Genomic DNA, 13,676 nt, shown 5'->3' with positions numbered 1-13,676 from the left:
GTCAGCTCTTGGGGGTGCCGAAGGCCGGAATGACCGAGCCGTCCTTGTACTTGTCCTCGATGAACTTCTTCACCTCGGGCGAGTTCAGCAACTTCGCCAGCTTCTTGACCCGCGGGTCGTCCTCGTTGCCCTTCTTGACCGCCAGGAAGTTGGCGTACGGGTTGTCCTCCGCCTTCTCCAGGGCCAGCGCGTCGGTGGACGGCTTGAGCTGGGCGCCGATGGCGAAGTTGCCGTTGATCACGGCGGCGTCCACGTCGGCCAGGCGCGGCGCGATCTGGCCGGCCTCCAGCTCGGTGAGCTTGATGCCCTTGTCGTCCTTGACGTCGGTCAGCTTCGCGTCGGAGCCGACGCCGTCCTTGAGGGTGATGACGCCGTTGTCGGCGAGCAGCTTGAGCGCGCGGCCCTCGTTGGACGGGTCGTTCGGGACGGAGACGGTGTTGCCGGCGGTCAGCTCGGAGAGCTTCTCGACCTTCTTCGAGTAGACGCCGAGCGGCTCGATCGCGACGTTGACGACCGGCACGATGTGGGTGCCGTTCTTCCGGTTGTAGGTGTCCAGGAACGGCTTGTGCTGGAAGAAGTTCGCGTCGACCTGGCCGTCCTCGGTGACCTTGTTCGGCAGGTTGTAGTCGTTGAACTCCCGGACCTCCAGCGTGAGGCCTTCCTTCGCCGCGAGCTTGTCCTTGACGAAGTTCAGGATCGCGCCGTGCGGGGTCGGGCTGGCGGCGACGGTCAGCGGTGCGCTGCTGTCCTCCTTCTTGCCGCCGGAGGAGGAGACGTCGGAGGGCGCGCTGCAGGCGCTCGCGCCGAGGGCGACGGCTGCCGCGGCCAGGGCGGCCACGGTGATGTTGCGGGTGGTACGCACGAAGAGTGCCCCTATCTCGTTTCTCGGACGCGCGGGACCGGCGGTCCCGCGCGGGTGCGCCCGGCAAAGGGTCCGGGCTCAAGAGGGTCCGGTGCGGACCCGGTCTAGGCGCCGACGCGCTCCTTGGGGGCGTCGGCGGTGGCGGCCGCGGGCTGTCCGTCTGCGGCGGGGACGGGCGCCCTGCGCAGGCCGACCCGTACGGCGGAGGACCCGCGGCTGCCGCGGGCGGCCAGGCGGCGCACGATCAGGTCGCCGAGCAACTGGACGGCGATGACCAGGACGATGAGCAGCACGATGGTGATCACCATCAGGTTGGTCTCGTACTGGAGGTAGCCGTAGGTGTACGCCAGGTTGCCCAGGCCGCCGCCGCCGACCGCGCCGGCGATGGCGGAGTAGCCGATCAGCGTGATGACGGTGGTGGTGACGGCCGCGACCAGCGCGGGCAGGGCCTGCGGCAGCAGCACCTTGAAGACGATGGTCCAGGTGCCGCCGCCCATCGACTGGACGGCCTCGACCAGGCCGTGGTCGACCTCGCGCAGCGCGGCCTCGACCAGCCGGGCGAAGAACGGGATGGCGGCGATCACCAGGGGCACGACCGCGCCGGTGGGGCCGATGGAGACGCCGACGACCAGGCGCGTGAAGGGGATCAGCGCGACCATCAGGATCAGGAAGGGGAAGGACCGGCCGATGTTCACCACCGCGCCGATGACCTTGTTGACCACGACGTTCTGCAGGACGCCGCCGCGGTCGGTCAGGATCAGCAGGACGCCGAGCGGAATGCCGATCAGCACGGCGTAGAACGTCGACCACCACACCATGAAGAGCGTGTCGAGCGTGTTGTTGTACAGCAGCGGCTGCATCTGCGACCAGGTCACTTGGCACCTTCCTTCACCAGCGCGCCGGCGGGCGCCGTCGTCGCGGGGTCGGCCGGGTCGCCGGCCACGTCCACCTGGAGGCCCTGCTCGCGCAGGAAGCCGATGGGCACGACGTTGTCCTCGAAGCGGCCGGGCAGCTCGATGCGCATCCGGCCGATCTGCTTGCCGCCGACGGTGTCCATGGCGGCGCCGAGGATGGAGATGTCCACGTTGTACGTACGGGACAGCTCGGAGATCACCGGGCGGGTGGCGGCCTCGCCGTGGAAGGTGACGTCCACCACGGTGCGGTCCGGTCCGGAGGGCTCGCCGCCGACCGGGAACAGCTCGCGGGCCAGCTCGGAGCCGGGGGTGGCGAGCAGCTCGGCGACGGTGCCCTGCTCGACGACGCGGCCGTTCTTCATCAGCGCGGCCGAGTCGCAGATCGTCTTGACGACGTCCATCTCGTGCGTGATCAGCAGCACGGTCAGGCCGAGCTGGCGGTTGAGGTCGCGCAGCAGCTGGAGGATGGAGCGGGTGGTCTCCGGGTCGAGGGCGCTGGTGGCCTCGTCGGAGAGCAGCACCTTGGGGTCGCCGGCCAGCGCGCGGGCGATGCCGACGCGCTGCTTCTGGCCGCCGGAGAGCTGGGCGGGGTACGCCTTGGCCTTGTCGGCGAGGCCGACCAGGTCGAGCAGTTCCAGGGCCTTGCGGGAGCGCTCGCGGCGGTCGGCCTTGAGGATCTCCAGCGGCAGCTCGATGTTGTCCTGGACGGTGCGCGAGGACAGCAGGTTGAAGTGCTGGAAGACCATTCCGATGTGACTGCGGGCGGCGCGCAGCGCGGCGTTGGCGCGCTGTCCCCTGCCGGCCAGCGCGGTCAGCTCCTGCCCGGCGACGGTGACCGTGCCGGAGGTGGGGCGCTCCAGGAGGTTGACGCAGCGGATGAGGGTGGACTTGCCGGCGCCGCTCTGGCCGATGACGCCGTACACCTCGCCCTCACGGACGTGCAGATCGACGCCGTCCAGGGCGGTGACTTCGCGGTCTCCTGAGCGGTAGACCTTGGTCAGGCCCGTTGTGGTGATCACAGGGAATTCCGTCACTGTCGTGTGCCGGGCGGCTCGTCCGCCGGGCACGGGGCATTCATGGCAAAAGTGCGGCAGGGGGGACCCGGAGGGCGTGCTGGCCCGGCTTCGGGTTCCGGTGACGCGGGGCGGCCGGGAGCCGTGGCGTACGGCGGCGTACGGCGGTCACGGCGCGGGGCGGCGGGTCTCGCTTCGGGGCGCGAGGCTCGGCGGGGGCCCTCAGCGGTCACACATTCGACACATACGACGAGCACCGGGCGTCATGGTCGCCTCGGTCGCAGGGGTGCGGTTGCTCGTCGTGGTCATGTTCGCCAGTAAACCAGACAGGTGTACGGACCGATCAAGCCTGTCCGGATGGCGGACAGGCCCGACCGGTGCGTGGACGTCGGGTCAGCCCGCCGCGGTGATCTCCAGGCCGTCCGCCGTGGCCTGCACGGACACCGCCGACAGGTCCTCGACGACCAGATCGGCGGACAGCTCGTCGGCCCGGTGCGTTGTGGTCAACGCCACGGTGGTCATCCCGGCGGCACGGCCGGACGCGAGCCCGGCGGGCGCGTCCTCGAAGACCACGCAGCGGGCCGGGTCCACGCCGAGCCGCCGGGCGGCCAGCAGGAAGGGCTCCGGGTCGGGCTTGCCGCGGGTGATGTCGTCGGCGGCTATCAGGGTCTTCGGGTGGATACCAACCTCGGCCAGCCGTGCCTCGGCGAGCCGGGCCGTGGCGGAGGTGACCACCGCCCAGCGCTCCGGCGGCAGCTGGGCGAGCAGCGCGAGGGTGCCGGGCAGCGCGTGCACTCCGCCCGCGACGTCCTCGTACTCCAGCTGCTCGATCCGGGCCAGCGCCTCCGGTATACGGGCGGCGGGCAGCAGATCGCCGATGATCTCGACGGCGGGGCGCCCGTGCAGCTCGACGCGGGCGAAGTCCTCGGCCGTGATCCCGTACTCCTGCGCCCACCGGGTCCAGCACCGGTACACCGAGTCCAGGGAGGAGACGAGCGTCCCGTCGTTGTCGAAAAGCAGCGCGGCTGCGGAGATCTTCATACTGCGCCAGCGTACGTGACACGGGGTGACCGGCCGGGGCGGGCACCGGTGACCGAAGGTGACCGGCGGGGTCGCGCACCAGGGGCGGCGGCCCGCCGATTAAAGTCGCCTCATGGCCATTTCCACCAGTGTTCCCGCCCCTGCGCGCACCCGCGCCGCGCGGAGGTCCCGGTGATCGACGCGCTGACGGTCGCGATCGGTGTGACCGCCCTCGCCCTGGCCGCCTGGTGCGGCTTCGCCGCGTACCGCGACGAGCCGACGAAGGACTGGCACTTCATCGGCATGGCCGTGGTCTCGCTGCTCGCCATGGTGCAACTGGTCGTGGGCCTGGTGCAGTTGGGCCGCGGCGAGACACCGCGGGACGGTACGGCGATCTTCGTCGCCTATCTGGTCGGCGCCGCCGCCTGCGTACCGGCCACCGGCTTCCTGTCGCTCTCGGAGCGCACCCGCTGGGGCTCGGCGACCGTGGCGGCGGGCGCGGTGGTCCTGGCCGTACTGGAAGTGCGACTGTTCGACATCTGGGGAGGCGGCCATGCCTGAGACATCCGCGGGGTCCCGGACCCCCGAGGCCGCGGCGGACGGCGCGCGGCGTTCCCTGGGCACCGGCCCCGGCCGGCTGCTGGTGGCGCTGTACGGCGTCTTCACCGTGGCCGCCGCGTCGCGCGCGGCCTACCAGCTGATCGCGCAGTTCGACCGGGCGCCGCTGGCGTACATCCTGTCCGCGGTCTCCGCGGTGGTCTACGCGTTCATCCTGTTCTCGCTGGTGCGCGGCGGCGAGGGGGCCCGCAGGGCCGCGCTCGTGTGCTGCGCGCTGGAGCTGGCCGGTGTGCTCGGCGTCGGCACGTGGACGCTGGTGGACCGCTCGGCCTTCCCGGACGCCACCGTCTGGTCCGACTACGGGATGGGCTACCTCTTCATCCCGGTCTTCCTGCCGGTGACCGGACTGCTGTGGCTGCGGCGGGCCCGCCGGGCGTGACGCGTTCCCCGGCGGGCCGCCGCTGCGCGGCTCCGGCCGGTCAGGCGCTCGCCACGTAGGCCTGCGGCGTGCCGTCCGCCCCCGTGGGAGCGGCCTCCTTCTCCAGCGTGATCACGCTGAGCCGGGAGCTGACCTGCTCGGTGCCGACGGGCGCGTAGCCGTGGCTGCGGTACAGGCGCAGGTTGCCCTCGCTGCGGTGACCGGTGGACAGGCGGTAGCGCTTGGCGGAGCGTTCGGCGGCCAGCCGCTCCTCGACGGCGGTCAGCAGCCGTCCGCCGAGGCCGTGGCGCTGCATGCGCGGGTGGACGATGAGCTTGCCGATGGCGGCCGTACCGTCCGCGTCGACCGTGCCGCGTACCGCCCCGACGACCTCCGTGCCGAGCCGGGCCACCACCGCGCAGGCGTCGCCCAGTTCGGCACGCAGGTCATCCAGGGTCTGGGTGAGCGGTTCGATCGAGTAGTCGTCGTACAGCGCGGCCTCCGGCTGGTAGCAGAGGTACTGGAGTTTGAGGATCTGCTCGGCGTCCTGGTCGGTCGCCGCCGAGATGGTCACGCTCATGCCCATGCGCGTATGCCTCCCCTTTATTCGGTTCGGTGCGGCCGGGCGTGCAGAGGGTGTGAGGGTGCGCCCGGACCGTTGCCCTGACCGACGGAGCCGTGTGGTGCACGCCGCCGTCGTGGCGTGACTGACGCTGCTCCTCCCGGACTCCCCGGTTTCGGGCAGCGGCAATCTCCGCCGTGAGCATTCTGCGCAGGCGTTCCGGGCAACGGGAACGGACCGGCCTCAAGCTCCTCTGTGACATTCCCAACTCAGATGAGAAGTCATGGGGGCGGGGCCGGCCCGGTCACACGGGTCGTGCGGGGTGCCTCCGGGCGGGGAGGCGGTCAGTGCTTGCGGAACTCCGCGGCGGCCAGCAGCGCCGTGTCGCAGTTGTCGGAGAAGAGGCCGTCGATGCCGGTGGCCAGGCACTTCTTGAAGTAGCCCAGCGCGTCGCCGTACGCGGCCGGGTCGCTGCCGCGGCGGAAGTCGGCGGGCAGGAAGGTGTTCTCGTTGCGCCCGGTGTACGGGTGCAGGACCAGCCCGGCGGCGTGCGCGTCCCGGACGACGGAGGTGGGCTTGCCCAGCTTGTCATCCTTGGTGCGCGGGAGGATGACGGTCAGGTCCGGGCCGATGCCCTGCGCGAAGCCGGCGATCCACTTCAGGCCCGCGGGCTTGACCAGGTCGGCGGTGGTACGCGGGTCACCGGCCACCTCGAAGTCCCAGGGGCGGTCCTTGAGGGTGCCCAGCAGGACGACCTTCGGGCAGTCGACGAGCTTGTCGAGCCGCTGGATGCTGCTGGGCTCGAAGGACTGCAGGAAGTTCGGGGAGTTCTTCCTGTGGCGGCCGTACTTGCGCAGCAGCCGGGCGAGACGCTCCTCCAGCCCCAGGCCCAGCTTGCGGAAGTAGGTGGGGTGCTTGGTCTCGATGTGCAGCCATATACGGCGGCCCCGCTTGCGGCCCTCGCGGTCGGCCCACTTCAGGACCTCCTCGAAGGTGGGCACGTCCCACACGCCGTCATAAAGGGTGTTGTGCTGCCGGGTGCCCGGAATGCGCTCCTTCGCCCGCAGTGTCTTCAGCTCGGCGAGCGTGAAGTCCTCGGTGAACCAGCCGGTGAGCTCGACCCCGTCGACCGTCTTCGTCGTCCTGCGGTCCGCGAACTCCGGGTGCGCCGAGACGTCCGTGGTGGCCGTGATGTCGTTCTCGTGCCGGCAGACGAGATGGCCGTCCTTGGTGGGCACCACGTCCTGTTCGATGACGTCCGCGCCCATGTCCAGCGCCAGCTGGTAGGAGCCGAAGGTGTGCTCCGGGCGGTAGCCGCTGGCGCCCCGGTGGCCCACGATCAGCGGGACGGGCAGCTCGCCGTGCGTGCCGTGGCCGCGCCCCCGGGAGCTCGCGGCACTCGCCGTACCGGCGCCGCCCCAGACCGCCGCGCCCGCGCCGAGGGCCGCCGCACCCAGTACCGTCCGGCGTCCCGGCAGCTGCCGTTCCTGCATGTCGCGCTCCTTGCTCCAGGGCACCGGCGAGGGTGTCCGGCACCTGTCAATGGGTCGGAGCGATCCTAGGCACGTACACCTTTCGAACGGGAGACGTGGTCCGAAACGCCCGGAAAACCCGCGTCAACTCTGCGTATCGGTCCCATGAACCCGATGTGCGATCGTGCGCGGCCGACGAGTATCGTCCAGGGCTGCATACCCGTGCACGCCCGCGGCGACCGCCGCAGACCACCCACGACCGGAGGGCCCGTTGTCCCGCATTCTGCTGAAGGCGTTTCTCGGATTCGTCATGCGTGTCCTGTTCCGCCCGAAGGTCGAGGGCGCGGAACACATCCCGGACAGCGGAGCGGTGATCCTGGCCGGCAACCACGTCACGTTCATCGACTCGCTGTTCCTCACCCTCATCGTGAAGCGGCCGGTGTTCTTCATCGGCAAGGACGAGTACGTCAAGGGCAAGGGCCTCAAGGGCCGCCTGATGGCCTGGTTCTTCACCACCGCCGGCATGATCCCGGTGGACCGGGACGGCGGGCACGGCGGCGTCGCGGCACTGATGACCGGCCGCCGGGTGCTGGACGAGGGCCACGCGTTCGGCATCTACCCGGAGGGCACCCGCTCCCCCGACGGCCGCCTGTACCGCGGCCGCACGGGCATCGCCCGCCTCGCGCTGATGACCGGCGCGCCCGTCGTGCCGTTCGCGATGATCGGCACCGACAAGGTGCAGCCCGGCGGCAAGGGCCGTCCGCACCTGGCGCCGGTGACCTGCCGCTTCGGCGAGCCGCTGGACTTCTCGCGCTACGAGGGCATGGACCGCGACCGCTACGTGCTGCGCGCCGTCACCGACGAGGTGATGAGCGACGTGATGCGGCTCTCCGGCCAGGAGTACGTGGACATGTACGCCACCAAGGCCCGCGCGGCCTGACCCCGCACACCCACGACGCGCCGGTCCCCGTCCGAACTCCGGGCGGGGACCGGCGCTTTGACGTGTCCGCGGACGGCCGTACGGCTCAGCAGGGCACGCGGAATCCTTCCGCCGTGGGCCGGTTGGCGGCCAGCGCCGCGGCCTCGGCGCGGGGCAGCACCGCGCCGGCCGCGCTCCGCAGCCGCTCCGGTGCGTGGATCTCCCCGATGCGCGCGCCCGTGACGCCGCCGTTCTTGACCGTCACCCGGTTCAGCGGCGCGGGCTCGATCCGCTGCCGCTCCTTGACGTACGCGACGAAGCTCTCGAAGTCGCGGTTGTGCCGGAAGGGCTTGGTGAAGCCGGTGAAGGCCGGGTACCCGTCCTGGTTGAGCAGCGTGTACGAGGGCGCCGCGATCCGGTACGAACGCGACACGTCCAGCGGCCTGCCGTCGATGAGCACATCGGCCGGGTCCACCCGGTCACCCGCCGGGCCGGTCGCGTCGAAGCTGTAGCGGACGTTGGCGGAGACCGCCAGCGGCGCGTACTTCAGACCGCCGCCGGCCGGCACGGTCCACTGCTGTTCCAGCGCGTCGTGGATCTGCTGCCCGGTGACGGTCGCGGTGACGATCGGGTCGCCGAAGCCGACCGCGTTCCACGCCTTGCCGAACGCCACCGTGCCGCCCGTCGCCGCGTCGTACACCAGGTCCCCGGCGATGATGGCCTGCCCGAGGCGCGGCGCGATGGCGATGACGGCCAGGTCGGCGGGGACCGGCGGGTCGAGGTTCGCGTCGTTCATCGGGCCCTGGGGCTGCCGCCCGGCCCACAGCGCCCAGTCGGCCACCAGGTCGCCCATGGTGGACTCGCCCGCCGCGTTGCGGGTGCGGGTGAAGGAGCCGGTCTGCTTGCCGAGGGGCACGGCGGCGCGCCGGGTGCCGTACCCCGCCCAGTACTTGACGACCTCGGCCAGTTCCGGGTGCGGGGCCACGTCGCGGGTGTTGGGGTGGTTGGTGGAGGTGGTCAGCTCGCGGACGACCTTGCCGGTGGACGGGTCCAGCCGGAGGTTGATCTCGTTGATGATCTGGCCGTGGCAGCCCGCCTCGACCAGCGGGCGGCGCACCCCGTTGGGGTCCGGGACCATCAGGTTGAAGGCGGTGTGCCAGTGGCCGCAGACGATGGCGTCGATGTCCGGCGAGCAGCGCAGCGCCAGTTCGTAGGCGGGGCCCGAGGGGTTGGTGCCGCTGTTGAAGTCGCCGCCGGCCACCGCGCCGTCGTGCATGCTCAGGACGATCGCGTTGACGCCGCGGGCCTTGAGTTCGGCGGCGCAGCGGTTGGCGGTGGCCAGCTGGTCCAGGGTGCGCAGCCCCGGCTGGTAGGAGGCGGGCATGGTCTCGGTGCCGAGGACGGTCAGATGGATGAACCCGACCGGCAGCCGGCGGCCGCGCCCGGCGTCCACCCACTCGACGTTGTACGGCGGCAGCACCGTACGCCCGTCCTTGGCCCACACCATGTTGGCGCTGTAGTAGGGGAAGTCGGCGCCGTGGAAGCGCTGCCCGGCGGAGTCGAGGAAGGAGTTGTCCCAGTCGACCGTCGGGTAGGAGATGCCGTCCACCATGTGCTGCGAGAGGAAGGCGGGCGACTTGTCGAACTCGTGGTTGCCGGCCGACGCGAAGTTCATGCCCATCCGGTTCAGGGCCTCGATGGTCGGCTCGTCGGCCAGCGACTCGGCCGGGAACTCCCAGCCGGAGAAGAGGTCGCCGGGCGCGAAGAACAGGGAGTTGGCACGGCCGGCCCGCAGCCGTTCGAGGTGCGCGGCCATGTAGGCCACGCCGCCCACGGTGTACTTCTTGCCGCCGGCGCCGGTGATGACGGAGTTGCCGGCCGGCGCCGCCTGGAGGTAACCGTGGAGGTCGGTGATGTTGAGCAGTTGCACGTCCACGTACTCGTCCGCGGACCGCGCGTCGCGCGCGTGGCCGGAAGCGAAGGCGTGGGTGCCGACCGCGGTGACGGTGGCGAGGGCCCCCGCCGCGGTGAAGAACATGCGTCTGCCGAGCTCTGCCAAGGTCGTCACCCTCCTGAGAGTGCCCGAGTGCGGGGGAACGACTGGAGAGTCAAACGAGCCATGGGAGCCTCCCGGCCCACACGAGGCGACCGGCACGTGAACGGGCGGGGGACAACGGCCGTCCCCCGCCCGGTTACCGACATCATCCGCGCTCAGCCCCGTACCGCCTCCGGCGCCGTTTCCGCTTCTCCAGGACTGTCCGCCAGCCGCTGGCCGCGCAGCAGGAACCACGCGGCGCAGGCGGCGGCGAGCAGGACGGCGGCCCCCACTCCGGCGGCCGTGTCCAGGCCGTCGACGAACGAGTGCTGGGCGGCCGCGAGCAGGCTCGACCCGGCGTCGGCCGGGAGCGTGCCGGACGCCTCGACGGCTCCGCCCAGCGACTCCCGCGCCGCGTCGGCGGACGCCTCCGGTACCCCCGCCGGGGTCGTGAAGTCCCGGTAGATGCCGGTGACGATGGAGCCGAGCAGGGCGATGCCGAGGGCGGCGCCCAGTTCGTAGGCCGTCTCCGAGACCGCGGACGCGGCGCCCGCCTGCTCCTTGGGCACGCTGGAGAGGATCACGTCGGCGGTGACGGTGAACGCGAAGCCCGCGCCGATGCCGACGACGAACAGGATCGTGCCCAGCGTGAGGGTGCTGGTGTCCTGGCCCAGGCCGATGCAGCCGGCCAGGGCCAGGCCGACCACCGCCAGGCCGCCGGCGACGACGAGCCGTACGGACAGCCGCCGGGCGACGTACCCGGCCGCGAGCCCCGCGCCCACCGCGCCGACCGCCGCGGGCAGTTCGACCAGCCCCGCGTTGAGCGGCGAGCGCAGCTGCACCATCTGGAGGAACTGCGAGAGGAAGAAGACCAGCCCGGACAGGCCCAGGATGGTCAGCAGGTCGGCCAGTACGGCGCCGGAGAAGCCGCGGTTCTTGAAGAGCCGCATGTCCAGCAGCGGTGAGGCGAGCGTCTGCTGACGGCGTACGAAGGTGATGAGGGCGAACGCGCCCAGGACGGCGGCCGCCGCGATGTCCCAGCGGATGCCGTGCACCGCCGCTTCCTTGATCGCGTAGACGATCGCGACCATGCCCACCAGCGACAGTCCCACGCTGATCAGGTCCCACGGGCCGGGATCGGGATTACGGGACTCCGGCAGCACCTTGGCGCCGACGAGCACCAGCAGCGCCATCACCGGCAGGTTGATCAGGAAGACCGAGCCCCACCAGAAGTGGCCGAGCAGGAACCCGCCGAGCACCGGGCCGACGGCGGCGCCCGCCGAGGCCATGGCGCCCCAGATGCCGATGGCGAGGCTGCGCTCCCGGGGGTCGTGGAAAAGGTTGCGGATCAGGGCGAGGGTGGAGGGCATCAGCGTCGCGCCCGCCACACCCAGCAGGGCGCGCGCCACGATCATCATGGCCGGGCTGCCGGCGTACGCGGCGAGCACCGACATGGCGCCGAACACGACCGAGCCGGTCAGCAGCAGCTTCTTGCGCCCGATGCGGTCGCCGAGGCTGCCCATGGAGACCAGCAGTCCGGCGATGACGAACGAGTAGACGTCACCGATCCACAGCAGCTGCGTGCCGGAGGGCCGCAGGTCCTCGCTGAGGAAGGGGGTGGCCAGGCCCAGCACGGTGGCGTCCACGCCGACCAGCAGAACGGCGAGGACCAGGACGGCGAGCGCGAGCCAGCGTCCGGGGCGGGGCTGGTGCTCCGCGGTGGCGCCGGTGCGCTCCGCGGTCTCCTTGGCGGGCTTGCTCATTTCTCCATGCTCCGTCGGATGCCGCCGAGCAGCAGCTCGGCGATCGAATGGGTGAGGTCCTTGGACGCCACGCGCCCCTCGTGCACGGCCCACGCGCCGGCGCCGATCAGTCCGTACAGCGCCTCGGTGAGCCAGACGGGCGTGAGGTCGATCCGGAAGGCGCCTTCCTCCTGGCCGCGCCGGAACAGCGCGTGGATACGGGCGTCGAGCCGGTCCCAGCCCTCGTTGACCTGCTCGCCCTCGAAGAGCTGGTTCTCGGTGTAGAGGAAGGCGAGGAAGCCGGCGACCGGCTCGGACTCGGCGATCAGCCGGCGCAGTGCCGTGACCGCGTCGTCCTCGTCGAGCCGGGCCGCGTCCAGCGCCTCGGTGAACTGCCGGATGCCCAGTTCCTCCAGCGCTTTGATCAGGGCGTCGCGCCCCGCGAAGTGGCGGTGCAGGGTCGCCCGGCTGATCCCCGCGGCCCGGGCGATCTCGTCCATTCCGGCGGTCGCCTTACGGGTGAGCAGGCCGGCGGCCTCTCTGAGTACGTGTTCTCGGTCTACGGCCATGAGACACAGAATAGCCGAATGAGACATAGATGTCTCATTAGCGGCGCGCAAGTCTCACCCACACGGAGGGCCGCGCACGCAAAAAACAGCTCCGGCCCCTCGCCTGCCGCGAGGGGGCCGGAGCCCGGAGGTTTCCGCTCAGCCCTTGGCGTCCGCCCACGCCCGCTGCGCCGCCAGGTCCGTCTTGACCTCGGCCAGCTGGACGGCGACGGCGGACGGGGCCGTGCCGCCCCGGCCGCTGCGCGAGGCGAGCGCGCCCGGCACGTTCAGCACCGTCCGCACCTCGGGCGTCAGATGCGGCGAGATCGCGGCGAACTGCTCGTCGCTCAGCTCGTCCAGCTCGATGCCGTGCCGCTCACACTCCTTGACGCACTCCCCCGCCACCTCGTGCGCGACCCGGAACGGCACGCCCTGCCGCACCAGCCACTCGGCGATGTCCGTGGCCAGCGAGAACCCGGCCGGGGCCAGCTCCTCCATCCGCTCCCGGTTGACGGTCAGCGTGGCCATCATCCCGGTGAACGCCGGCAGCAGGATCTCCAGCTGGTCGCAGGAGTCGAAGACCGGCTCCTTGTCCTCCTGGAGGTCCCGGTTGTACGCCAGCGGCAGCGCCTTCAGCGTGGCCAGCAGGCCGGTCAGGTTGCCGATCAGCCGGCCGGACTTGCCGCGCGCCAGCTCGGCGATGTCCGGGTTCTTCTTCTGCGGCATGATCGAGGAACCGGTGGAGAAGGCGTCGTGCAGGGTCACGAAGGAGAACTCCTTCGTGTTCCAGATGATGACCTCCTCGGCGATCCGGGACAGGTCCACGCCGATCATCGCCGTGATGAAGGCGAACTCGGCGACGAAGTCCCGCGACGCCGTCCCGTCGATGGAGTTGGCCGCGCTGCCGCCCTCGAACCCGAGGTCGGCGGCGACCGCCTCCGGGTCCAGGCCCAGCGAGGACCCGGCCAGCGCCCCCGATCCGTACGGCGAGACGGCCGTCCGCGCGTCCCACTGCCGCAGCCGCTCCGCGTTCCGCGACAGCGCCTGGACGTGCGCGAGGACGTGGTGCGCGAACAGCACCGGCTGCGCGTGCTGGAGGTGCGTACGGCCCGGCATCGCCACATCCGGATGCGCCTCCGCGAGACCGACCAGTGCCTCCTGGAGATCCGCGATCAGCCCGCCGATGATCCGGGCGTGGTCCCGCAGATACATCCGGAAGAGCGTGGCGACCTGGTCGTTACGGGACCGGCCGGCCCGCAGCTTGCCCCCGAGGTCCGGGCCGAGCCGCTCCAGCAGGCCCCGCTCCAGCGCGGTGTGCACGTCCTCGTCGGCGATGGTGCCGGTGAATCCGCCGTCGGCCACATCGGCCTCCAGCCGGTCCAGCCCTTCCAGCATCCGCGTCAGCTCGTCCTCGGTGAGCAGCCCCGCCTTCTTCAGGACGCGGGCGTGCGCACGGGATCCGGCGATGTCGTACGGCGCCAGCCGCCAGTCGAAGTGCACGGACGCGGACAGCTTCGCCAGGGCCTCGGCGGGCCCGTCGGCGAACCGCCCGCCCCAGAGCCGGACGTCACCGCTGTTGCTGCTCACTTGCTAGCTCCTCGTGGATGGTGAGA

At 71.3% G+C, this 13,676-nt stretch carries 13 protein-coding genes; 3 read left to right on the top strand and 10 right to left on the bottom strand.

The features are described from left to right. Position 1 precedes the first annotated feature (1 nt). The 4 genes from CP973_RS14610 to CP973_RS14595 all read right to left on the bottom strand — a co-directional run bounded on the left by CP973_RS14610 (position 2) and on the right by CP973_RS14595 (position 3,830). On the bottom strand, positions 2 to 862 hold the full coding sequence (locus tag CP973_RS14610) for a MetQ/NlpA family ABC transporter substrate-binding protein (protein ID WP_150240842.1): 861 nt from the start codon (positions 860 to 862) through the stop codon (positions 2 to 4). A gap of 104 nt (positions 863 to 966) precedes the next feature. Beyond that, entirely contained in the window at positions 967 to 1,737 is a 771-nt protein-coding gene (locus tag CP973_RS14605) for a methionine ABC transporter permease (RefSeq protein WP_150240840.1), read from the bottom strand. Continuing rightward, a complete protein-coding gene (locus tag CP973_RS14600; protein ID WP_167538336.1) occupies positions 1,734 to 2,795 on the bottom strand; it encodes a methionine ABC transporter ATP-binding protein in 1,062 nt (353 codons plus the stop codon). Before CP973_RS14600 ends, CP973_RS14605 begins: the two co-directional genes overlap by 4 nt. A gap of 387 nt (positions 2,796 to 3,182) precedes the next feature. After that, positions 3,183 to 3,830, bottom strand: coding sequence for an HAD family hydrolase (locus tag CP973_RS14595; protein ID WP_150240836.1), 648 nt, complete (start codon positions 3,828 to 3,830; stop codon positions 3,183 to 3,185). A 171-nt stretch (positions 3,831 to 4,001) separates the two neighbouring features. Here CP973_RS14595 and CP973_RS14590 point away from each other — a divergent pair, with 171 nt between their 5' ends. Beyond that, on the top strand, positions 4,002 to 4,370 hold the full coding sequence (locus CP973_RS14590) for a hypothetical protein (protein ID WP_150240834.1): 369 nt from the start codon (positions 4,002 to 4,004) through the stop codon (positions 4,368 to 4,370). Further along, positions 4,363 to 4,806 carry a hypothetical protein gene (locus CP973_RS14585; protein ID WP_150240832.1) on the top strand — a complete coding sequence of 148 codons (444 nt, stop codon included), beginning with the start codon at positions 4,363 to 4,365 and terminating at the stop codon, positions 4,804 to 4,806. The genes CP973_RS14590 and CP973_RS14585 overlap by 8 nt, the downstream gene beginning before the upstream one ends. 40 nt (positions 4,807 to 4,846) lie before the next feature. Here CP973_RS14585 and CP973_RS14580 read toward each other — a convergent pair whose 3' ends face one another. Both CP973_RS14580 and CP973_RS14570 read right to left on the bottom strand, forming a co-directional pair. After that, positions 4,847 to 5,371, bottom strand: a complete 525-nt coding sequence (locus CP973_RS14580; RefSeq protein ID WP_150240830.1) for a GNAT family N-acetyltransferase — start codon at positions 5,369 to 5,371, stop codon at positions 4,847 to 4,849. Positions 5,372 to 5,691: 320 nt separating this feature from the next. Then, a complete protein-coding gene (locus CP973_RS14570; RefSeq protein ID WP_150240828.1) occupies positions 5,692 to 6,840 on the bottom strand; it encodes a glycerophosphodiester phosphodiesterase in 1,149 nt (382 codons plus the stop codon). 250 nt (positions 6,841 to 7,090) lie between these two features. Here CP973_RS14570 and CP973_RS14565 point away from each other — a divergent pair, with 250 nt between their 5' ends. Continuing rightward, positions 7,091 to 7,759: a lysophospholipid acyltransferase family protein gene (locus CP973_RS14565; protein WP_150240826.1), complete on the top strand. Its 669-nt coding sequence runs from the start codon at positions 7,091 to 7,093 to the stop codon at positions 7,757 to 7,759. An 85-nt stretch (positions 7,760 to 7,844) separates the two neighbouring features. Here the strand turns inward: CP973_RS14565 and CP973_RS14560 are convergent, their stop codons facing one another. The 4 genes from CP973_RS14560 to argH form a co-directional block, all read right to left on the bottom strand. After that, on the bottom strand, positions 7,845 to 9,776 hold the full coding sequence (locus CP973_RS14560; protein WP_244409848.1) for a bifunctional metallophosphatase/5'-nucleotidase: 1,932 nt from the start codon (positions 9,774 to 9,776) through the stop codon (positions 7,845 to 7,847). A 173-nt stretch (positions 9,777 to 9,949) separates the two neighbouring features. After that, positions 9,950 to 11,536: an MFS transporter gene (locus CP973_RS14555; RefSeq protein ID WP_150240824.1), complete on the bottom strand. Its 1,587-nt coding sequence runs from the start codon at positions 11,534 to 11,536 to the stop codon at positions 9,950 to 9,952. Then, positions 11,533 to 12,084, bottom strand: coding sequence for a TetR/AcrR family transcriptional regulator (locus CP973_RS14550; RefSeq protein WP_150240822.1), 552 nt, complete (start codon positions 12,082 to 12,084; stop codon positions 11,533 to 11,535). Before CP973_RS14550 ends, CP973_RS14555 begins: the two co-directional genes overlap by 4 nt. 138 nt (positions 12,085 to 12,222) lie before the next feature. Beyond that, positions 12,223 to 13,650 carry an argininosuccinate lyase gene (gene argH, locus CP973_RS14545; protein ID WP_150240820.1) on the bottom strand — a complete coding sequence of 476 codons (1,428 nt, stop codon included), beginning with the start codon at positions 13,648 to 13,650 and terminating at the stop codon, positions 12,223 to 12,225. Positions 13,651 to 13,676 lie beyond the last annotated feature (26 nt).

The sequence above is a fragment of the Streptomyces albofaciens JCM 4342 genome, assembly GCF_008634025.1.
In the GTDB taxonomy this organism is placed as follows: domain Bacteria; phylum Actinomycetota; class Actinomycetes; order Streptomycetales; family Streptomycetaceae; genus Streptomyces; species Streptomyces albofaciens.
This window is presented reverse-complemented; position numbering and strand designations above follow the sequence as displayed.